The sequence below is a fragment of the Streptomyces sp. NPDC030222 genome (genome assembly GCF_055573115.1).
Genome location: NZ_JBVICA010000024.1, coordinates 25,819 through 46,452 on the forward strand (window position 1 = coordinate 25,819; position 20,634 = coordinate 46,452).

Genomic DNA, 20,634 nt, shown 5'->3' on the forward strand with positions numbered 1-20,634 from the left:
ATGTAAGCTGAAATCCGTTTCGTTCAGGGTCTTTCCCATGGCCGACCTCGCGGTGTCACGGTCCCGGTCCGGCGGAATCGACTGACCGCACCCGGCCACGGTTCCCCTCTGCCGCGTGACGGCACCCTCGCCGTGGGACATGATCTGCTCGCATCCGTCACGTCCCGGGCGCGCTCCGCCGTGCCCAAGTGACCAGCAATCAGGAGCCCGGTCGGCGGTCTGCCGTAAGCCGGTTTCGAGGGGGGAAGGAACCTCGCTCATGACGAGCAGATGGCGCCGCATGCCCGGACGCCGGCCACTGGGGGCGGTCGCCGCGGCTGTCGTCGTGGCGTCCGGTCTCACATATGTGGGGCTGAACAACAGCCCTGACGTGGAACGGGATTCGGCCAGGCCAGGCACGAGGAACAGCGCTCCCCTGAGCGAGTCCGACGCCGGTTCCGAGGCCCGGAAGACCGGCAAGGCCGTCGAGGCCACCGCCATGCGCACGGCCTACTCGACCACGTGGGCCCGCCCGGACGGCCTGATGCAGCGACGCATCCACGCCAGCCCGGTCCGCGCCAAGGTCGACGGTGTCTGGAAGGCCATCGACACCGACCTGAAGCGCGTGGACGCCGGATGGTCCCCCAAGGCCACCAACGCGAGCATGGTGTTCTCGGCCGGCTCCGGAGCCAAGGGAGGCGACCGGGCCTCACGCGCCGGAGCACAGCGCGTCTCGCTGCTGCCCGCTACCGTCGCCGCGGAGGGCAACACCCTCGCGACACTCACCGTCGACGGCCACAACATCGTGCTGACCTGGCCGGGAACCGTTCCGACACCGGTCATCGACGGACCCCGCGCCCTCTATCCGGAGATCCTTCCGGGCGCCGACCTCGTGCTCACGGCGGACGACGGCGGCTTCGCCCAGCTCCTCGTGGTCAAGAACCGGCAGGCCGCCGCCGATCCGAGGGTCGCCCGCCTCGCCTACGGACTGTCCTCCCCGGACCTCTCTTTCAAGCTGGACCCGGTCAGCGGGGTCGTCTCCGCCTCCGATGCCGGTGGCCAGGACGTCGCCGAGTCCCCCACCCCGCTGATGTGGGACAGCTCCGGCACGCCCGCCCTGACCGACGGGCAGGCCGGCACCAGCGCCTCCCCGACCGCACCCGAGGCCATCCCCTCGGAGTCGCCGGTGCCCACGACCGACCCGGAGGCGTCGCCCTCCGCGTCCGCCGAGCCGACCGACTCGATGAACGACAGCGACCAGGGCGACATCTACAACGAGGTGCTGCCGGAAGCGACCGACGAGGGCGCCGACCCGTCCGTGATCGGCGAGATCGAGGGCAGCGCACCGCCCGTGCCGGCCGAGCCCAGCCCCGAACCCTCGCAGACCGGTGCCGCGGCCACGCTCTCCCTGCCCGGCGTCAACGGCCCGCAGCCCGACTCCAAGGGCACCCTCGTCGGGACGGACCTCGACGGCTCCGACTGGGTGATGACACCCGACCAGGAGTTCCTGAACGACCCGGAGACCGTCTACCCGGTCTTCATCGACCCGTCGGTCAAGAAGCACACCAACGACTGGACGACCGCCTACAGCCGCCACCCCAGTGCGAGCTTCTACAACGGCAAGAACTTCAACAAGGGCGGCACCCATGAGGCCCGCGTCGGCTACGAGTCCGACACCTGGGGCACCTCGCGGTCGTTCTTCAGCATCGACTGGGACCCGGACCTGAAGGGCTCCACCGTGCACAGCGCCAAGCTGCGCGCCCTGGAGACGTATTCCTGGTCGTGCAGCGCACGCAGCATGTCCGTGCACCTCACCGGCCCGATCAGTTCCAAGACGAACTGGAAGAACGCGCCGAAGATGACCAGCGCCAACAAGATCGGCGGCGGCAGCTTCGCGCACGGCTGGAAGTCCTCCTCCTGCCCCGACGAATGGGTCGCGTTCGACGTCAAGTCCACGGCGAAGAAGGCCGTGGACGGCGGCTGGAAGACGATGACCATCGGCTTCAAGGCCGTGGACGAGGGATCGCAGTACTCCTGGAAGAAGTTCCAGGCGAACGGGGGCCACGACCCGTACATCGAACTGTCCTACAACCGCCCGCCGGCCACCCCCTCCAGCCTGGTCCTGGACCCCAACGCCACGCGGTGCGACACCACGTCCCCGTATGTCAACGTCAGCGCCTCCTCGATCACCCTCTGGGCGAACAGCAGCGACAAGGACGGCAATCTCCAGTCCGTCCACTTCGAGCTGTGGCCCACCGGAGGCAGCACCACCAACCTGCTCGGCAGCAAGGGCAAGGTGTCGGTCGGCAGCCAGACCGGCTCGGCGAAGGTCCACACCGACCCGTTCTCCACGAGCGGGCTGAAGAACGGGACCACCTACTCGTGGCGGGCCAAGGCCGTCGACAAGTTCGGCGCGACCTCGGCGTACTCGCACACGAAGACCCCGTGCCGGTTCGTCTTCGACACCTCGAAGCCGACGCCGCCGACGGCCACCTCGTCGCAGTTCCCGGACGCCGACGCCAAGGACAACGGGTTCGAGAACGACTCCGAGGACTCCAAGTGGAGCACGGTCAAGTTCGGCACCGCGGGCTCCTTCACCTTCCAGGCCGCCCAGACGGACGTGGTGAAATTCGAGTACGGCTTCAACCAGGCGTCGTACCCCTTCTCGGTGGCGCGGACCAACGGCGCTCCCGTCAGCACGAAGACGACCGTGTCCAACGTCAAGCCGCCGCTCGCGGGACCGAACGTGCTCTACGTGCGCGCGGTCGACGACGCGGGCAACGCCTCGTCCCCGTTGAAGTACTTCTTCTACGTGACCCCGCGGGACCAGGCGGACACACCGGGAGACTTCACCGGTGACAAACTGCCCGACCTGATGGTCGTCGACGGCAACGGCAACCTGCGCCTCTACCCGTCCGAGGCGACCACCGACCTGGTCAAGGGCACCGGCGACCTCGACTACTCCATGTCCGGCGGGTACCGGAGCAACCCGGCAAAGGACCCGAACGGCGACGACGGCCTGCCGGTCTACGTCGCGGCACCCTCGGGGTACTGGAAGAACACGCTCATCACCCACCTGGGCGACGTCTACGGCGGTGACGGTCTGCAGGACCTGATCGCCCGCCGCGAGGGCAAGCTGTGGGTCTACCCCGGTGACGGCTACGGCGGCGTCAACATCGACAAGCGCCAGGAGATCCTGCTGCCCTCGAACGCGCCCGCCCCGGACACGATCACGCAGATCGTCTCCGCGGGTGATGCCACCGGCGACGGCAAGACGGACTTCTTCCTGAAGGTCGGCGACGCGTTCTGGGCCCTGATCGGCTACAACGGTGCCTCGGTCGAGCAGGCGGTCCTGCTGTCCGGCTCGGCCTGGCTGGAACGCGACATCGTCACCGTCCAGGACGTCACCGGTGACGGAGTGACCGATCTGATCTACCGTACCGACGTGTCCGCCCGACTGCTGCTCCGTACCGGCAAGAAGGACGCCGACGGCAGCGGAGTGGACATCACGTCCCTGGCGTCCGCCGCCAATTCCGCCACCGGGGCGGACGCGCAGTACGGCGCCTCGGGCTGGGGACGCAGCAGCATCCGGCTGTTCCACGGCACCCCGGACGCCAACGGCGACGGCATCCCGGACATCTGGACGCTGCGGGTCGACGGAGCCGTGCGCTTCTACGCGGGCACCCGCGGGGAGATGTCGCACGGTGGTGTCGAGATCGTCAGCAACAGCGACGGCGTCGGCTGGAAGAACAAGCTCGCCATCGGATGACACGCGCCGCGCGATGACAGTGGGGCCCGGCCGTTTGGCCGGCCCCCACTGTCATCGGCGATCCGCCGGGGGCAGCGCGGCAAGCGGCGCTGCGCACCAGGCCACGGGCATACGGCGGGTCCGAGGCCTGCTGCCCGTACCTGCTGCCCATGTCTGCCGACAACCGGCGGACTGTGGCGGTCTGGTCCCGGTCGCTCCGCGGGCATCGCGAATGTCATGACCCTGTACCGGTGCCGGCGCCGGCCCTGCCGGTCGTATGACGCTCTCAGTACGCTCCGCCCACTGACGACCAGTTGGGGGAGACGCCATGCGCACCAGACCCCGGCCCGCACTGCGGGCCGCGCTCGCCGCCGTGGTCGGCGCCTTGCTGACCACGCTCGTGATCCTGCCGTCGGCCCGGGCCGACGGTCATGACCGGACCCCGCCCGAGATCCTCAGCGCCTCCGTCAACGGCGGCCGGCCCATCGTCCTGGGGCCCGGCCAGTCCCTCACCTTCCAGGCGACCGTCACCGCCAGGGCCGACGCGGGGATCCACCCCAGCGGTATCGAGATCAACCTCCGGGGCCCGGGCGGGCAGATGCTGGACGGCCTCAACGAGCCCGCGCCGCGGTGCTCACCGACCGGCGCGACCACCGCGCTGTGCACCGAGTGGTTCCGCATCGAGACCGGCAGTGCCCAGGTGACCAACGACTGGGCGGGAAGCTGGCGGATGTGGGCCCTCGTGGCGAGCAACAACATCGACGAGGATCCGGGCAGCAGCATCACCACCCGATCGTTCCCCGACGCGTTTCAGCTGCTGCGCAGATCCAAGCTCACCTTCGTCGCCTCCCCCAACCCCTTGCCCCTGGGACGCAGCGTGGGCCTGCTCGGCAGGCTGACGACGGCCGACTGGAGCACCGACAGCTACGTCGGCCGCTCCGGTGAGACCGTCGAGCTCGAGTTCTGCGCCGTCCCCTGCCGCGCGGTTGAGCCGGTGGCCTCGCTGACCACCGGCGCGTCCGGTATCACCGGCACCACCTACCCGGCCACCCGGGACGGCTCGTGGTGGCTGAGGTACCGGGGTGGTCCGACGCTCTCCGCCACCTACTCGCCCGGCGTCCTGGTCGACGTCGTGTAGGTGCTGACGCAGCCGGTCCGCGACGTGGGCGCGGGGCCTTGCGGTACGTCCCGGGTTCCGCCCCCCCACAGCGGGGGTCGGGTCACCCAGCCGGCTGGCCCCGGCGGGCTCAGGGGAGACCGGTGCCGTCCACATGAGTGTGATCCGAGGCCGCACCCTTCAAGAGGAACCCGATCCCCCACCGTGGGCGGCATGTTAGCGTCCCCTCATGGGGGAGCAGCATGTAGTGGTCGTCGGCGGAACCGGCTTCTACGGCCGATATGTTGTGGAAGACGTGCTACGGCGCTCCGCAGCGTCGCGGGTGACCGTCGTCGCCCGCCGGGCGCCGCGGAAACGGTTCGCGTCGGAGCGGGTCGACTGGGCTCCTGCCGACCATCGGGACGTCGGGAGGCTGGTGGAGCTCCTTGACGGAGCGGCAGCCGTCGTGCACTGCGCCGGTCCCTTCCAGTCGATCGACGGGGACGACACGCATCCCTGGGGACCGCTGCGGGCCGCGCTCCTGGCCGGTGTGCCCTACGTCGACATCAGCGAGGACCGGGCGTTCCGGCGCAGCGCAGTCCTCATGGCCGGCGCTGCCGACACACCCGTGCTCACGGGCGCGTCCGTGGTGCCGGGGATGCAGGCCTTGCTGGCAGCCGACCTCTCGCGGGACCTGGACCAGGTGGACGCCGTCCGTTCGGCTGCCGCCCCGGACACCCGTAGGCACCGAGGCCCGGCCATGTTCGAGGCGATGATGCACGGAGCGGGCCTGCGGTTCACCGCACCGCGAGACGGTGTGCCGACCGTCGTACACGGCTGGTCCGAGCCGGATTGGGCGGTGTTTCCCCCTCCCATAGGGCGGCGCCTGGTGCACCAGGTGTACGAGATGGCCGACCTGGATGTGCTGCCGGACATGCTCGGTGCCGGCACGGTCAGCTTCAAGGCGGGCAGCGAGTTCACGGCGCTGAACCGGATACTCGGCGCGTTCGCTTCGGTCCGGGCACGGACCGGGCTGCCGCGGAGCCCTCATACCTGGACTCCGGTGGTGCGCGCGGGGTCGTGGCTCGCGGGGCGTGCCGGTGACGAGGCGGGTGGCTTCATGCTGTCCGTGACCGGGAGACGTGGTGGGCGGACCGTGACGCGCAGACTGGGCATGACCGCGCTGGAGCATGGCGGCCGCATACCGTCGTTGCTGGCAGGCATTGCGGTGGAGCGAATCCTCGAGGGCCGCCTCGACGCCCGAGGCATCGTGCCCCCGCACTTGTGGCTCTCGGCCCCGGAACTGTACGCCGCGTTGGTGGAGCGCGACATCCGCCTGTGGCACAGCTCGGACGACGGCTGGGAGCTCGGGCGCAGCTGACTCTGCACCCGCGTCCTCTCTGTAGGGGCAACTGACCAGAACAACGGTCCCGGCTGATGGGAATCCGCGCCCGTGCTCGTCCGCCCTGGCTCCACCACCAACCGTGTCCTCTCGCGGCGGACTTGCATCTCGGCCGGCGGTGCAGAGCACTCTTCATGCCCACCCCGATCCGCCGGCGCCGCCGGACCGCCGCGGTCGCCCGAGGGCCCTTGCTACAGGGAAGCCACGACCTGGCCGGACATGACCTGAGGAGGATTGGGGAGCAACGGCGCGAGGTGGTCCCGTACGAAGACGGCTGCCTTCTTGATCGATTCCTCGGCCCCCGCCTCGCTTTCGAAGACGCTGGTCGAGACCATGACCCCGTTCCCGGCGTCGACCCAGTAGTAGGCAAGGAGACCGGGGATCTCACGAATGAGCGGCACGAACCCCTCGCTCACCCGGCGCCCTGCCTCGGCCGGATCGGTGACTCCCTCGTACCTTCTGACGGCTGCGTACACGCTTGAGATCCTCACGGTCAGGGGCGGTCTGCTGCGGAGACGGCGTACCCCGAGCGACGCGTGCTCGGCCCCGAGTCGTCCGTCAATCACCGGAAGGGCCCCGGGCGGTGGTCCGAATGGCGGCGCCCCGGTCCGTTCCGCGCCGTCGGCCGTGGTGAGACGGCTGGTGACGCCCTCGCCGTCCTACGCGAACGACACCAGCTCGGTGCCCCGCTCGATCCGGGTGCCGAAATGGGAGAGATGTTCTTCGATGATGCGCTCGGTCTCGTACTGCGGCATTACCGCGAACCCGTACGGGACCTCGGACGGGAGCTCCAGGTCGATCCGTACCCGCTCCTCGCCGTTGACGTAGACGAGCTGCCCGCGCAGGGGCGCGGCGGCATCGAGGGCGGCACGAACCAGGCCCATGCGGTCCCACAACTCGAGCGTCCGGGGCTGGATGCCCACGGCCTTCGCGTAGGGCAGCCGCGCCGGGAGCCGGTCGACGATGCGGCAGTCGGCGCCGTGCCGGCGCAGTTCGGCGGCCGCGGTCAGCCCGACAGGGCCGGCACCTGCGATCAGTACGTCGGTGTCCACCACTGGTACCTCCCGCCGACGCTTCCCGGTGCGGTCCGGTCCCAGGGCACCGGGCATGGCCGGATGCGCCGGCGTCCCGGCTGCCCGGGGCGTCTCCCATGGTCGCCCGCCGACGCCTCCGCAGCGACTCCGGCTGATGAGTCGTCGACGGACCCCGCCCTCCCCCCGGAGCGCCCGCATCACGTGATCGATGCAACACGGCATTGGTATGCGGATCACCGATGAACTCTTGACGTTACCGGTAGGTACGCAATGAGGTGGCTGGCAGCATGGTCTACGTCGCCGGCAGGCTGAAGGGATCCAGGATGTTCCGCAAGGTGCTGGTCGCCAACCGTGGCGAGATCGCGATTCGCGCATTTCGCGCCGGCTACGAGCTGGGCGCGCGCACGGTCGCCGTTTTCCCGCACGAGGACCGCAACTCCCTGCACCGGCTGAAGGCCGACGAGGCCTATGAGATCGGCGAGCCGGGCCACCCGGTGCGGGCCTACCTCTCCGTCGAGGAGATCGTCCGTGCCGCGCTCCGGGCAGGAGCCGACGCCGTCTACCCGGGCTACGGATTCCTGTCCGAGAACCCGGAACTGGCCCGCGCCTGCGACGAGGCGGGCATCACCTTCGTCGGGCCGGGCGCCGAGACGCTCGAGCTGACCGGCAACAAGGCCCGCGCGGTGGCCGCTGCCCGAGCGGCCGGCGTACCGGTGCTCGGATCGTCCGAGCCGTCCACCGACGTCGACGAGCTGCTCCGGGCCGCCGAGGAGATCGGCTTCCCCGTGTTCGTCAAGGCGGTCGCCGGCGGCGGGGGACGCGGCATGCGCAGGGTCGAGGACCCGGCAGCGCTGCGCGAGTCGATCGAGGCGGCTGCCCGTGAAGCGGCGTCCGCGTTCGGCGACCCCACAGTGTTCCTGGAGAAGGCCGTCGTCGACCCACGCCACATCGAGGTGCAGATCCTCGCCGACGGCAACGGCGACGTCATCCACCTGTACGAGCGCGACTGCTCGCTCCAGCGCCGCCACCAGAAGGTGATCGAGCTGGCACCCGCGCCCAACCTCGACCCGGCGCTGCGGGACCGGATCTGCGCCGACGCGGTGCGGTTCGCCCGCGAGATCGGCTACCGGAACGCGGGCACCGTGGAGTTCCTGCTCGACCGCGACGGCAACCATGTCTTCATCGAGATGAACCCGCGCATCCAGGTCGAGCACACGGTGACCGAGGAGGTCACCGACGTCGACCTGGTCCAGGCCCAGCTGCGCATCGCGGCCGGCGAGACGCTGACCGATCTCGGACTGTCGCAGGACACCATCACCCTGCGCGGCGCCGCGCTCCAGTGCCGCATCACCACCGAGGACCCGGCCAACGGCTTCCGCCCGGACACCGGCAGGATCAGCGCCTACCGCTCGCCCGGCGGCTCCGGCATCCGCCTGGACGGCGGCACCACCCACGCGGGTACGGAGATCAGCGCGCACTTCGACTCGATGCTGGTCAAGCTCACCTGCCGCGGCCGGGACTTCCAGGCCGCGATCGGCCGGGCCCGGCGGGCCGTGGCCGAGTTCCGCATCCGAGGCGTGGCCACGAACATCCCCTTCCTGCAGGCCGTCCTGGACGACCCGGACTTCCAGTCCGGGCGGGTCACGACGTCGTTCATCGAGGAGCGGCCGCACCTCCTCACCGCACGCCACTCCGCCGACCGCGGCACCAAGCTGCTCACCTACCTCGCCGACGTCACGGTGAACAAGCCCAACGGCGAACGGCCCGCACTCATCGAACCGACCACCAAGCTGCCGCCACTGACCACCGGCGAGCCCCCCGCGGGCTCCCGTCAGCGACTCGTCGAGCTCGGCCCGGAGCGCTTCGCCCGGTGGCTCCGCGCATCGCCGACCATCGGAGTCACCGACACCACCTTCCGCGACGCCCACCAGTCGCTGCTCGCCACCCGCATCCGCACCAAGGACCTGCTCGCCGTCGCCCCGACGGTGGCGCGGACCCTGCCGCAGCTGCTCTCCCTGGAATGCTGGGGCGGCGCCACCTACGACGTCGCCCTGCGCTTCCTCGCCGAGGACCCCTGGGAGCGACTGGCGGCACTCCGGGAGGCCGTTCCCAACATCTGCCTGCAGATGCTGCTGCGCGGCCGGAACACCGTGGGCTACACCCCGTACCCCACGGAGGTGACCGATATTTTCGTCCGCGAGGCGGCGGCCACCGGCATCGACATCTTCCGGATCTTCGACGCCCTCAACGACGTGGGTCAGATGCGGCCCGCCATCGACGCCGTGCGGGAGACCGGTACGGCCGTCGCCGAGGTCGCCCTGTGCTACACCTCCGACCTGTCCGACCCCTCCGAGCGGCTGTACACGCTGGACTACTACCTCCGCCTCGCCGGGCAGATCGTCGATGCGGGCGCCCACGTCCTGGCCGTCAAGGACATGGCGGGGCTGCTGCGTGCCCCGGCCGCGGCGAAGCTGGTGTCGGCACTGCGCCGCGAGTTCGACCTGCCGGTCCACCTGCACACCCACGACACCGCGGGCGGCCAGCTCGCCACGTACCTCGCCGCGATCCAGGCCGGCGCCGACGCGGTGGACGGCGCCGTCGCGTCCATGGCCGGCACGACCTCGCAGCCGTCGCTGTCGGCCATCGTGGCCGCGACCGACCACTCGGAGCGCCCCACCGGCCTCGACCTCCAGGCCGTCGGTGACCTGGAGCCCTACTGGGAGAGCGTCCGCAGGATCTACGCGCCCTTCGAGGCCGGCCTGGCCTCGCCCACCGGACGCGTCTACCACCACGAGATCCCCGGCGGACAGCTGTCCAACCTGCGGACCCAGGCGGTGGCCCTGGGCCTGGGCGACCGCTTCGAGGAGATCGAGGCGATGTATGCCGCGGCGGACCGGATCCTCGGCCGTCTGGTGAAGGTCACCCCGTCGTCCAAGGTGGTCGGCGACCTCGCCCTGCACCTGGTCGGTGCCGGCGTGGCGCCGGAGGAGTTCGAGGCCACGCCGAACAGGTTCGACATCCCCGACTCCGTGATCGGCTTCCTGCACGGTGAGCTCGGCACCCCGCCCGGCGGCTGGCCCGAGCCGTTCCGCAGCAAGGCGCTGCAGGGCCGCGCCGCCGCCAAGCCGCTCCAGAAGCTGGCCGCGGAGGACCATGAGGGGCTCGAGAAGACCCCCCGCGCCACGCTCAACCGGCTGCTGTTCCCCGGCCCGACGCGCGATTTCGACACCCACCGCCAGGCATTCGGCGACACCAGTGTGCTGGACAGCAAGGACTTCTTCTACGGCCTGCGCCCGGCGAAGGAGTACGGCGTCGACCTCGAGCCCGGCGTCCGCCTCCTCATCGAGCTGCAGGCCATCGGCGAGGCCGACGAACGAGGCATGCGCACCGTGATGTCCACCCTGAACGGCCAGCTGCGGCCCATCCAGGTGCGGGACAGGTCGGTGGCCTCCGACGTACCGGTCACGGAGAAGGCCGACCGGTCCAACCCCGGCCATGTCGCCGCACCGTTCGCCGGCGTCGTGACGCTCGCGGTCGACGAGGGCGACGAGCTGGAGGCCGGAGCAACGGTGGCGACCATCGAGGCCATGAAGATGGAAGCCACGATCACCGCCCCGAAGGCCGGTCGGGTCACCAGGCTCGCGATCAACAGGATCCAGCAGGTGGAGAGCGGCGACCTCCTCGTCGAGATCGCGTGAGTCACCCGGCTCCCGCCCGCGCCACACCGCGGGCGGGAGCCGCAAGGACCGGGCGGTGCCTCCGGAAGGCGGGCAGTCCGGCCCGTACTCGTGCCGTTCAATTCGCTGTGCATCGACGAGAAGTATCCATAGGGTTCGTGCATGACCGACGACAGCGAGCCCACCGCACGAGCAGCGGCCGACGCCGTACAAGCAGCCGTCGACGGGGAGTTGCGGCTGCTCGATCCTGAGGTGCGTGCCTCTCCGGCCCTGGTCTCGGAGCTTCTGGACCCGGAGTTCACCGAATTCGGAGCGTCTGGACGCCGATGGGACGCGCAGTCGATCCTCTCGGTCACGAGCGCCGGAACGGTGTCACCGGACTCCCCTGTGAAGGTCGGCGAGATGTCCGGGGTCGTCCTTGCCCCCGGCATCGTCCATCTGACGTACCTCGCCGACAACCACGGACGCAGGGCCTGGCGAAGCTCCTTGTGGCGGCTGACGGAGACGGGCTGGCGCATGTACTTCCACCAGGCGACTCCGACCGGCTGACCGCGGAGAGCTCCGCCGCCAGTGGCCGTGGACGGCGAGGGCGGGGATGCTCTCCGTGCTGATGACGGTGCGGCCGCACCGGCCCGTGCAGGAGGTCATCGAGGCGTTCCTGACCCGCACCGGATATCCGCGGGGGAGGGTGTCCCCGGCGGGCAGGCGGTGGTGGGGACGACGGAACGGCTGAGCGCTGCGGCCATGGCAGCGGAGCTGAGCTGGAGAACGGAGTGGGCGGCCCCCGCCTGCCGCCCGCGCTCGCGACCAGCGGTCCGAACGGCCGGCACGGTGATGCGGCGGCCTTGCCCGGCTGCTGTCCGAGGCTCGCGCGGCGCCGGGTCGATGCAAACTTGGCCGATCCGTATGCCTTTCGTGATGCTGACCAGGCATGATCAACCCTCGTGTTCACCAACATCCTCACCACCGCCGGCTTCTTCGTCCTCGCCTGGGCGATCTACGACGTCACTCGTAAAGCCGTATTGCAGCGCAGGGCCAAGCGCGGTATCGATCCCGCGGCGTACGGGCTGGTGCCCCGTGAGGAACTGGACGCGCGGCGGGCCGGCCCTCCGCGGGAGCATGACGACGAACCGCACCAGGTGGTGGAGTCCGTCTGCAGAGGCGAATGGGAACCCGCCGCCCGCTACCTCGCCGACGCCGGCAAGGACTGGGAGGAACGCTGGGACCGGCTGCAGCTGCTCGCCGGGATCGCCGCCGAAGACGAACACTGGCTCAGGGCATGGCGCGCGAAGCGGCCGAACGACGCCTCGGCCGTCGCCGTGCACGCCGCGGCACTGCTGGTGCGGGCCTGGGACGCCCGTGGCACCGCGTACGCCCACAAGACGTCCCAGGAGCAGATGGCCGAGTTCGAGGAGCTGCTGCCGACGGCGATGTACGCCGCGCAGGAGGCGGCGCGGATGGCCCCGGAGGACCCCTCGCCGTGGATCACGATGATCACCGCGGCGCGCGGGCTCAACCTTCCGCACGACCGGTTCAGGGAGATGTGGGACGAACTGGTGGCGCGGGCTCCGCACCACTACGACGCCCACTGGCAAGCCCTGCAGTACTGGTGCGCCAAGTGGCACGGCTCCGACCACCACATGTTCACCTTCGCCGCGCGGGCGATGGATACCGCACCGGCGGGGAGCCCGCTGCCCGCGATCTATCTCCACGCGCTGGACGAGGCGGCGAGGCAGCAGGGCAACGCCGTGTACTCGGGCCGGAAAGTGCGGGCGAAGGTCGGCGAGGTACAGCAGCGGCTCCAGCAGATCCCTGCCGATGATCACAGGCTCCCCCCGATACGGCACCTGCTGGCGTCCGCGCTGGTCAAGGGAGGCCGGAACGCGGAGGCACTGGAGCAGTTCCGGCTGATCGGACGCTGGTGCGGAGCCGCACCGTGGGCGCGCAGCGCGGACCCCGTTGCCGAGTTCGACCGCTGGCGCGCAGTCGCGGCCCTGGGAGCGGGACGCCCCGCCGCCTGATCCCGGCCCCGTGACCGGCGACGCGCTGCCCCCGGCGGCCGCCGCACGACCAGGAGTCGTCACTCCCCGTCGTGTGGCGGCCGCCGGGACTTTCCGCCGGTCGAGCCGACTGCCCTGTCCGGCCCGACGGGCTCCGGCTCCTTACGGCTGGGGCCGCAGGAGGAATTCCCCGGCCAGGCTGATGGCTTCGCGTCTGGTGCGTCCCGGGTGGTCCGCAGCGATGAAGTGGCGGCCGATCGCGAGCGTGAAGGTGAGCGTGCTCCGCGCCTCGACTTCGTCGGGGTCCGTGATGAACCTCCCGAACATCGCACGCAGGAAATCCATACGGGCGTTGTCCACCCGCTGCAGCCGCGTCGCGACCGACGGGTCATGGCGAGCCCATTCACGGACCGCGAGATCGATCCGGTGCAGGTCGTCCGAGAAGGACAGGTGGCCGGCGCGCCGGACCCTTTCGGCGGCGTCCCCACCCTCGGACTCGACCTGCTCGAGGATGTCGTCACTGCAGCGGCGTTCCCACTCGTCGAGCATCTCGTCGAGCAACGCGGAACGGCTGTCGAAGTACCCGTAGAAGCCGCCCTTCGTCACCCCGATGCCGGCGGCAAGAGCCTCCACTCGGACGGCCTCCGGTCCGCCCCGGGCGAGGGCGTCGAGTCCCGCTTCGATCCAGCGACTTCGTGGGGTACGAGCGATGGGAGGCACCTGCTCACCTGTTCCGTGGAGTGTTGCATCCGGGGTCTGTACGGTACCGTACAGATGATGTATACGGCTGCGTACAGAATGAGGGGTCGAAACCGTGGCACGACTCGCGAAGTCCACCTGCACGGAGTATCCGTGGCGCATCCACGAATTCACCGCCGACTTCCAGATAGAGGACGTCTGGGCGTTCCGCACCCCCGGAGCCGGCCCCGACGACTTCCCCGCGATGCTGGCGGCGCTGCGCACGGCAGGCGGTATGGCGCGCCAGCCCTGGCCGGTGCGGTTCCTGTTCGCCGTTCGGTGGAAGCTCGGCGGACTCCTCGGCTGGGACGACCCTGCGGCGGGTGTCGATGCGCGGGTTCCCTCGCTCCGTGACCGCCTGCCCGGGGACCTCCGGGATGTTCCCCGGGGCACGGACGACGACGACATGCCGCTGAAGGCGGTCTACGAGCTTCCCATGGAGGCCGCACGCGAGCTGGCGAACAGGACCGTCCACACCGTGATGCACCTCGGCTGGGTCGAGGGGGCGAACGGCGACCACGAGCTGCGCATGACCGTCCTCGTCAGGCCCAACGGTTGGTTCGGGCGGCTCTACATGTCCGCCATCGCGCCCTTCCGGTACCTCGTCGTATACCCCGCCCTGACCCGCCAGTGGGAGCGAGCGTGGCGCGAGCGCGACGGTCCTGTGGCACGGCATGGTGAGCGGGGCCGGCGATGAACTCCGGTGGACGACTGCTGCGCTGGGCGAGCGGCATCATGCTCGTGCTCGGGGCCGGACACCTGCTGCTGCTGGTCCTCTTCGCCTGGAAGGACGTCACAGGCTGGGTGGACCGGGGACTGTGGGCAGCCGTCCCGCTGGCGCTGACGGACGGGGGAGCAGAGCGGACGGTGGAGGCTCTTGGCAACGAGGTCGCCTTCTGGGCCGGTCCGGGCAGTTTCGCCGTGCCTCTGGTTCTCCTGGGTTGCCTGATCCGGCATCTTGCCGGACGCGGAGTGGCCGTACCTGCCGCTGTCGGCTGGGGCCTCGCGGTCTGGTGCTTCGTCGGCGGCGTCCTGCTCGTACCGTCCCCGTACTTCGCAGGCATGATCTCCGGCGCGCTGATCGTGCTGGCGGCGCGCAGGGCCGATCGGTCAGGGTCGGGCCGCGACGGGGGGAGCGGCCCGGCGTGAGGCCGTCCGGTTGCGCGGGTGGCAGCGGAAGCGTGCCTGCCGCGGGTCTCCATTCACGAATGGATCCGCCGATGGCGGGTCGGGGCTGAGGCCGGCCACCTGCCGTCTGCGCGAGCCCCGGGGTGCGCCACTTCGTCGTCCAGACAAGTGTGTTGGCGACGACGGCCGTCGACCACCCCTGGGAGTCGCGGCCTTGTCATGGGCGACGTGGTCGCCGGCGCCTTTGCCCTTGGGGCCGCCGTGGTGCTGGTCCGTGCCGTGCTTCCCGGCCCAGTACCTCGGCGGCCGGGGGAGGGGGAAACGCGGCCCCGCAAGCCCGGCCCCGATCAGGGGTCGGCATCACCGGGTGGACTGCCAGTGACGCCGCACACCGACTGCCCGGCAAGTCCCTGGGCAGTCGGTGTGCGTAGGCGGCCGAACTTCGTGGGCGAGGGTCAGCCGTCGGCAGTGGCCGTGCTGCGACGCCGGCGAGTGAGCACGAGGTGGGCGGCGACGCCGAACACCAGCCCCCAGAAAGCCGATCCGACGCCGAGGAGGGTGACGCCCGAGGCGGTCGTCAGGAAGGTGATCAGCGCGGCCTCCCTGTCGTCCTCCTTCGTGACCGCTCCGGTCAGGCCCCCGGCCAGCGCGCCGAACAGGGCGACTCCGGCGATGGCCGCGACCAGTTCCTTCGGCAGTCCCGCGAAGAAGACCACCAGGGTGGTGCCGAAGGCTCCGATCAGGAGGTAGAACGCCCCGCACGCGACCCCGGCGACGTAGCGGCGCCGTGGGTCGCGGTGGGATTCCGGACCGGTGCAGATCGCGGCCGTGATGGCCGCGAGGTTGATCGCGTGGGAGCCGAACGGCGCCAGCACGGTGGACACCAGGCCGGTCGAGCCGATCAGCAGCCGGTCCTTCGGCTGGTAACCGGAGGCGGTGAGCACCGCCATGCCCGGGGCATTCTGCGAGGCCAGGGTCGCCAGGATCATGGGCACCGCGATGCCGATGAGCGAGGCGAGCGAGAACTCGGGCGTGGTGAGGACCGGGCGGGCGAGCTCGATGCTGTTGAGCCGGATGTCCAGGCGCGAGGTGGCCGCGCTGCACACCACACCCGCCACCAGCGCGAGGAGCACCGCATACCGGGGCAGCCACCGCTTGGCCAGCAGATAGGCCAGCAGTACCGCCCCGGCGATCCACGGCGCGGTCTTCAGCGACGCGAACACGCCGGTGCCGAAGGAGAAGAGGATACCGGCGAGCATGGCGGAGACCACCGCGGTGGGAATCTGCCGCATCAGCCGTCCGAACACGCCGGTCAGGCCGACCAGGGTGATCACCACACCGGTGACGATGAACGCCCCGATGGCCTCCGCGTACGAGTAGGCCCCCAGGCTGGTGACCAGCAGTGCGGCACCGGGCGTCGACCAGGCCGTGATGACCGGCATCCTCGTGCGCAGACTGAGCCCGATGCAGGTCAGGCCGCTGCCGATCGATATCGCCCACACCCAGGAGCCGGTCTGGGCCTGGTCGAGGTGACCGGCCGAGGCGGCGGCGAGCACGATGACCAGCGGGCCCGAGTACGACACCACGACGGCAACGAAGCCCGCGAGGACCGCCGACAGCGACGCGTCATGCAACAGCCCCCGCCGGCCGGGCGCTTGGTCCACTCCGGCCGGCGGGTCGGCGGCGGGCGCGGCGGCTGTACCGCGGTCCGCTGTGTTGCTGGTGTCAGAACTCACGCTACGTCCTTCGCGGCCCGTTCCAGTGCCTGCTCCAGATCGGCGACGAGGTCGGCCGTGTCCTCGAGTCCGATGGACAGCCGGAGCATGTCCTTGGGTGAAGTGCTGTCCGGTCCCTCGAATGTGTACCGGTGTTCGACGAGGCTTTCCACCCCGCCCAGAGAAGTGGCGCGAATGAACAGTTCGCAGTACTCGGCCGCGCGCAGCGAGCGCTGCCAGTCCCCGGCGATGTGCAGCGAGAGCATTCCGCTGTATCCGCCGGTCATCTGCCGGGAGGCGACCTTGTGTCCCGGGTCCGTCGGCAGGCCCGGATACGCCACCCGGCTCACCAGCGGATGGTCGGAGAAGTGCTCGGCGAGCGACATGGCGGTGGCCGAGATCTGACGCATGCGCGGGTACAGCGTCCGGATGCCGCGCAGCAGCAGATACGCCTCCCAGGGGCCGAGGATGGGACCGGTCAGGCGACGGTGCAGCCGCAGCCGTTCCCAGATCGCCTGGCGCTCGTCGGTGCGCTCCGGCGCGGCCACGAGGAGTCCGGCGACCACGTCGTTGTGCCCGTTGAGGTACTTCGTGCCGGAATGCATGATCAGATCGGCGCCGAGGTCGAACGGCCGCGTGTGGACCGGGGTGGGCACCGTGTTGTCCACGCCGAAGAGGGCGCCGGCCCGGTGCGCGATGTCCGCACAGGCCGCCAGGTCGGTCACCAGCCACGTCGGGTTGGCCGGCGACTCCGCCCAGAGCAGTGTGGTGGGGGCCGCGTTCACCGCCTCGGCCACGGCGTCCAGATCGTCCATGGGGACGGGTACGACGTCCAGACCGCGCTGCGCCCCGAACTCGAGCAGCCACTTGGTGAGCCCGAAGTACATCGTTCGCGGTACCACCACGCGCGAACCGACGGGCAGGACCTGGAAGACCGCGGTGGCGGCCGCCATGCCGGAGGAGAAGACCAGCGCCTCGGAACCGCCCTCCAGCCCGGCGACGACGTCCTCGACCTGCTCGTAGCCGGGGGTGCCCTGGTCGCGGAGATAGGCGAGACCGGCCGGGGTGCGGTACTGGTCGTCGCGGGCGTACGTCGCACCAAGGCTGACGGGCGGCGGCACCGCTCCCGTGGTGGGGCAGCGCCAGCCGTCGCCCTGCGCGGCCCGCGTCTCGGCACGGTATTCCCGGGTCCAGGGGGTGTAGGTCTTGCGGTTGCTCATGATGTCCTCGAGGTCAGGGCCGGCAGGGCGGTACGGAGGGCGAGTTCGGCGTCCTGCAGCGCGCGGGACGGTGCGCCGGGCGACGGGACGTAGTGGTTGTAGTAACTGGATCCTTCGGTGTGCGGGCCGAGGAAGAACAGCGTGGACTGGATGTCGCCGGCGGGCCCGATTCCCTGTCCTTCGCGGGTGACCCGGAGCCCGGCGGCCCGCCTGCCCAGGGCGGAGAACGTGGAGGCGCGGCCGGCCGCGACGAGCCGGCCGAGCAGGGAGGCGGGGAGCCGGTCCGCACCGGGTTCGGTGACGTACGCGTGCACCACGCAGTCGGCCTCGACGGTGACGGGCTGCGCCAGGCACGTGGATTCCAGGCGCCAGCGGCCCTGCCCGGGCGGGGCGATGACCTTGGGACGCGGTCCGGGGCCCAGCCGGAGCACTCCGGCGTCCAGCAACGACAGCAGTTCCATCGACCTGTCCAGCTGCGGACCGATCACGAGGCGGTTGACTGTGGAGCCGAACTCCCCGAAGAAGTGGTCCAGCGAGGCATCGTCGACACCGGGGTCGTCGATCACGGCCCGCAGGGCGTCGCGGTGGTCGCGCAGCACCTCCAGGGCTTCCTTGACCGGGCTGGCGCCGAGCCCCTCGTGTGCCTGCACCAGGTCCTCCTCGACCCTGGCGGTGAACCACGCGGTGTACTCCGCCTGGTCACGCCACTGCCGGTCGACGAGCTGCTCGGACAGCACTCCGTCCAGGGGGTAGGGCCCGTGATCCTCGCGTGCGGAGGCCAGTGTGCGGTCCCAGCCCATGGCGTGCACCCGGCGGGCGAACTCCGCGCCCGCGCCCTTGGCATCGCCGGTCTTCCGGGCCAGGACGGCGCGGTGGTAGGCGAGTTCCATCTCCGCCTCGACCAACGGCAGTACGTCTTCGGCGAAGTGGAGGCGGCCGCCCTCACGTCCCCGGCGCAGCGCCCGGAGCCGGTCCGGTGTCAGCACGAGGGGCGCGGGGCGGACCCGGCCGGGATTGAGCCTCGGACGGCTACGCGAGGGCAACCCCGAGCGGCTCGCCAGCACGATCCGTGGCTCCCGGCCGCTGGGCAGGTACCGCAGACCACCGTCGGGCGTCTGCTCGTGGCGACCGCCGCGGCCCAGGGTCAGACTGGCGATGACGTCCATGGCGGTCAGTCCCGTGCCCAGGACCACGGCGTCGTCACCCGGAGCGATGTCGTCGAGAGCCTCGGGCAGCGGATACGGGGAGGTGATCAGTGTGGGCGCTTCGACCGGTTCGGCAGGCAGATGCAGCGACTGGTGCCCCACGGTCACGAAGACCGTGTCCGCCTCCACATGGGTGCCGTCGGCCAGGAGAACGGTCTCCCCGCTGCCGGGACCCCGCCGGATGTCAGTGGCCGTCGTGCTGTGCCGTATCAAGGAGAAACAGGGAGGGGCGGCGGTGACGATGTGCTCGGCGGCCCAGGCGAGGTACTCGCTCAGCAGTCGCCGCGGCAGGAAGTCATTCGGCCGGATCTCCCGTCCGTCCCCCGCTCGGACGGTGAATCCGTCGGCGGCCAGCCGCAGATCCCGGTCACGACACCATTCGTACAGGGAGGGTCCGCGGACCTCCGTCGGCCCTTCCACCATCTCCTCGTCCGCGAATGCGGTCACCTGCCCGCACACCGTGTTCAGCAGCAGGTGATCGGGCTGGTCGGCACGGTGGAACCCGGGCCCGAGGGGCTGCGGGTCCACGAGGTGCACGGTGATCGGGAAGTCGGCCGCGAGACAGTGGCTGACCAGGCGCTCCACGATGCCCAGCCCTCGCGACCCGGCTCCCACGACGGCGACGACGGGATGCCGTCCCGTGTCCCCGGGCGGTGCTTCGGCGGTCATCGTGTTCTCCGTCGTCACCATCGGCGCGTCTCCCCGAAGAAGTTGGGGATCGCGATGGCCGACCCCGCGGCACGGGCCTGCTCCAGGACGTACGCTCCGACAGCGAGGTCGAGGACCCCGAGGCCGAACGGGGAGAAGACCACCGGCCGGTTCGCGGACAGGGACACCTCGCCGTTCAGGACTCCGGCCAGGGTGCCGGTCACGAAGTCGCGTGAGCCGGTCGCCTGCTCGGCCAAATGGGGCGAGGTGTTGGCCTTCAGGCAGTGCTCGACGTCGTCGAGGATGTTGTCCGCATCGAGCAGCACCTCGGGCGCGAGGTCGCGCAGCGAGATGTTCAGTACGAGCTGGCCCGGCTTGAACGGTGTGGTGACGTACGGCTCCAGCGCCGTCGTGGCGAAGACCACGGTGTCCGCCTCCAGCGCCGTGCCCAGATCGGGCGTGAACGACGCGCTGCGTCCCAGGGAGGTACGCAGGTGGCCGACGAGGGCCTCGCCGGACCCCTGGTGGAGGTCGTGCACGACGTACGAATCCGGCGTGCAGCCGGCGGCCTCCAGATAGTCGCAGATGTTGCGGGCGATGACGCCACCGCCGACGATCCCGATACGCGTGCCCTCGAAGCCCGCCGGACGCAGCGTCCTCGCTGCGAGAGCGGCGGACGCGGCGGTCCGGGCGGCGCTGATGTTCGCCGCCTCGAGGCATGCGACCGGGTAGCCGGTCTCGTAGTCGTTGAGGACGAGCACGGCCGAGGCACGGGGATTCCCGGCCTCCGTGTTCCTCGGGAAGCTGGCGATCCACTTGATGCCCGCGAGCTGGACGTCGGCGCCCAGATATGCGGGCAGCGCGATGATCCGGGAGTCGGGCTTCTCGGGGAACCGGAGGAAGTAGCTGTCGGGGTTGACGCTGTCGCCCGCCTCGTGACTCCGGTACGCCTGGCTCACGATGTCGAGCACTTCGGAGCGTTTGTCACTGAGCACGTCGCGGACGGTCTCGCCCGCGACCACATCGAAATCGAACATGAACACA

General features: G+C 70.5%; 14 protein-coding genes and 1 pseudogene. 8 read left to right on the forward strand and 7 right to left on the reverse strand.

The features are described 5' to 3' along the window. Positions 1 to 259 precede the first annotated feature (259 nt). The 3 genes from ACZ4Z5_RS27945 to ACZ4Z5_RS27955 all read left to right on the forward strand — a co-directional run bounded on the left by ACZ4Z5_RS27945 (position 260) and on the right by ACZ4Z5_RS27955 (position 6,204). Positions 260 to 3,748 carry a DNRLRE domain-containing protein gene (locus ACZ4Z5_RS27945; RefSeq protein WP_468267522.1) on the forward strand — a complete coding sequence of 1,163 codons (3,489 nt, stop codon included), beginning with the start codon at positions 260 to 262 and terminating at the stop codon, positions 3,746 to 3,748. A 307-nt stretch (positions 3,749 to 4,055) separates the two neighbouring features. Next, a complete protein-coding gene (locus ACZ4Z5_RS27950; RefSeq protein WP_468267524.1) occupies positions 4,056 to 4,865 on the forward strand; it encodes a hypothetical protein in 810 nt (269 codons plus the stop codon). A 208-nt stretch (positions 4,866 to 5,073) separates the two neighbouring features. Continuing rightward, positions 5,074 to 6,204: a saccharopine dehydrogenase NADP-binding domain-containing protein gene (locus ACZ4Z5_RS27955; RefSeq protein ID WP_468267526.1), complete on the forward strand. Its 1,131-nt coding sequence runs from the start codon at positions 5,074 to 5,076 to the stop codon at positions 6,202 to 6,204. Positions 6,205 to 6,416: 212 nt separating this feature from the next. Here the strand turns inward: ACZ4Z5_RS27955 and ACZ4Z5_RS27960 are convergent, their stop codons facing one another. Both ACZ4Z5_RS27960 and ACZ4Z5_RS27965 read right to left on the reverse strand, forming a co-directional pair. After that, positions 6,417 to 6,701, reverse strand: a complete 285-nt coding sequence (locus tag ACZ4Z5_RS27960) for a hypothetical protein (RefSeq protein WP_468267528.1) — start codon at positions 6,699 to 6,701, stop codon at positions 6,417 to 6,419. Positions 6,702 to 6,887: 186 nt separating this feature from the next. Next, positions 6,888 to 7,280, reverse strand: a pseudogene (locus ACZ4Z5_RS27965) (FAD-dependent monooxygenase); the annotation flags it as partial. A gap of 302 nt (positions 7,281 to 7,582) precedes the next feature. On the opposite strand from ACZ4Z5_RS27965, the gene ACZ4Z5_RS27970 reads away from it, so the two are divergent. From ACZ4Z5_RS27970 to ACZ4Z5_RS27980, 3 genes are all read left to right on the forward strand, one after another. After that, positions 7,583 to 10,957, forward strand: coding sequence for a pyruvate carboxylase (locus tag ACZ4Z5_RS27970; protein ID WP_468267739.1), 3,375 nt, complete (start codon positions 7,583 to 7,585; stop codon positions 10,955 to 10,957). 141 nt (positions 10,958 to 11,098) lie between these two features. Next, positions 11,099 to 11,485 (forward strand): nuclear transport factor 2 family protein, encoded by a 387-nt coding sequence (locus ACZ4Z5_RS27975; protein ID WP_468267530.1) that lies wholly within the window; start codon positions 11,099 to 11,101, stop codon positions 11,483 to 11,485. Positions 11,486 to 11,880: 395 nt separating this feature from the next. Continuing rightward, a complete protein-coding gene (locus tag ACZ4Z5_RS27980) occupies positions 11,881 to 12,957 on the forward strand; it encodes a hypothetical protein (protein ID WP_468267532.1) in 1,077 nt (358 codons plus the stop codon). A 141-nt stretch (positions 12,958 to 13,098) separates the two neighbouring features. Here ACZ4Z5_RS27980 and ACZ4Z5_RS27985 read toward each other — a convergent pair whose 3' ends face one another. Beyond that, positions 13,099 to 13,656 (reverse strand): TetR/AcrR family transcriptional regulator, encoded by a 558-nt coding sequence (locus tag ACZ4Z5_RS27985; protein ID WP_468267534.1) that lies wholly within the window; start codon positions 13,654 to 13,656, stop codon positions 13,099 to 13,101. A 94-nt stretch (positions 13,657 to 13,750) separates the two neighbouring features. Between ACZ4Z5_RS27985 and ACZ4Z5_RS27990 the strand changes: the two genes are divergently transcribed. Then, the gene (locus tag ACZ4Z5_RS27990; protein ID WP_468267536.1) at positions 13,751 to 14,371 is read left to right on the forward strand and encodes a DUF2867 domain-containing protein; all 621 of its coding nucleotides are present in this window, start codon (positions 13,751 to 13,753) and stop codon (positions 14,369 to 14,371) included. Next, a complete protein-coding gene (locus ACZ4Z5_RS27995; RefSeq protein WP_468267538.1) occupies positions 14,368 to 14,823 on the forward strand; it encodes a DUF6463 family protein in 456 nt (151 codons plus the stop codon). The genes ACZ4Z5_RS27990 and ACZ4Z5_RS27995 overlap by 4 nt, the downstream gene beginning before the upstream one ends. Before the next feature lie 434 nt (positions 14,824 to 15,257). Here ACZ4Z5_RS27995 and ACZ4Z5_RS28000 read toward each other — a convergent pair whose 3' ends face one another. The 4 genes from ACZ4Z5_RS28000 to sbnB are packed head-to-tail and all read right to left on the reverse strand — an operon-like array spanning position 15,258 to position 20,627. Then, complete coding sequence (locus ACZ4Z5_RS28000; RefSeq protein WP_468267540.1) at positions 15,258 to 16,538, reverse strand: benzoate/H(+) symporter BenE family transporter; 1,281 nt, start codon at positions 16,536 to 16,538, stop codon at positions 15,258 to 15,260. After that, complete coding sequence (locus tag ACZ4Z5_RS28005; protein ID WP_468267542.1) at positions 16,535 to 17,737, reverse strand: trans-sulfuration enzyme family protein; 1,203 nt, start codon at positions 17,735 to 17,737, stop codon at positions 16,535 to 16,537. Before ACZ4Z5_RS28005 ends, ACZ4Z5_RS28000 begins: the two co-directional genes overlap by 4 nt. Next, entirely contained in the window at positions 17,734 to 19,611 is a 1,878-nt protein-coding gene (locus ACZ4Z5_RS28010) for an FAD/NAD(P)-binding protein (protein ID WP_468267544.1), read from the reverse strand. Before ACZ4Z5_RS28010 ends, ACZ4Z5_RS28005 begins: the two co-directional genes overlap by 4 nt. Before the next feature lie 14 nt (positions 19,612 to 19,625). Then, the gene (gene sbnB / locus ACZ4Z5_RS28015; protein ID WP_468267546.1) at positions 19,626 to 20,627 is read right to left on the reverse strand and encodes a 2,3-diaminopropionate biosynthesis protein SbnB; all 1,002 of its coding nucleotides are present in this window, start codon (positions 20,625 to 20,627) and stop codon (positions 19,626 to 19,628) included. Positions 20,628 to 20,634: the final 7 nt, after the last annotated feature.

Excerpts from the sequence above, each read along its gene's own strand:
- ACZ4Z5_RS27945 (WP_468267522.1), top strand. The coding sequence starts at position 260 with ATGACGAGCAGATGGCGCCGCATGCCCGGACGCCGGCCACTGGGGGCG.
- ACZ4Z5_RS27950 (WP_468267524.1), top strand. The coding sequence starts at position 4,056 with ATGCGCACCAGACCCCGGCCCGCACTGCGGGCCGCGCTCGCCGCCGTG.
- ACZ4Z5_RS27955 (WP_468267526.1), top strand. The coding sequence starts at position 5,074 with ATGGGGGAGCAGCATGTAGTGGTCGTCGGCGGAACCGGCTTCTACGGC.
- ACZ4Z5_RS27970 (WP_468267739.1), top strand. The coding sequence starts at position 7,583 with ATGTTCCGCAAGGTGCTGGTCGCCAACCGTGGCGAGATCGCGATTCGC.
- ACZ4Z5_RS27975 (WP_468267530.1), top strand. The coding sequence starts at position 11,099 with ATGACCGACGACAGCGAGCCCACCGCACGAGCAGCGGCCGACGCCGTA.
- ACZ4Z5_RS27995 (WP_468267538.1), top strand. The coding sequence starts at position 14,368 with ATGAACTCCGGTGGACGACTGCTGCGCTGGGCGAGCGGCATCATGCTC.
- ACZ4Z5_RS28005 (WP_468267542.1), bottom strand. The coding sequence starts at position 17,737 with ATGAGCAACCGCAAGACCTACACCCCCTGGACCCGGGAATACCGTGCC.
- ACZ4Z5_RS28010 (WP_468267544.1), bottom strand. The coding sequence starts at position 19,611 with ATGACCGCCGAAGCACCGCCCGGGGACACGGGACGGCATCCCGTCGTC.
- sbnB (WP_468267546.1), bottom strand. The coding sequence starts at position 20,627 with ATGTTCGATTTCGATGTGGTCGCGGGCGAGACCGTCCGCGACGTGCTC.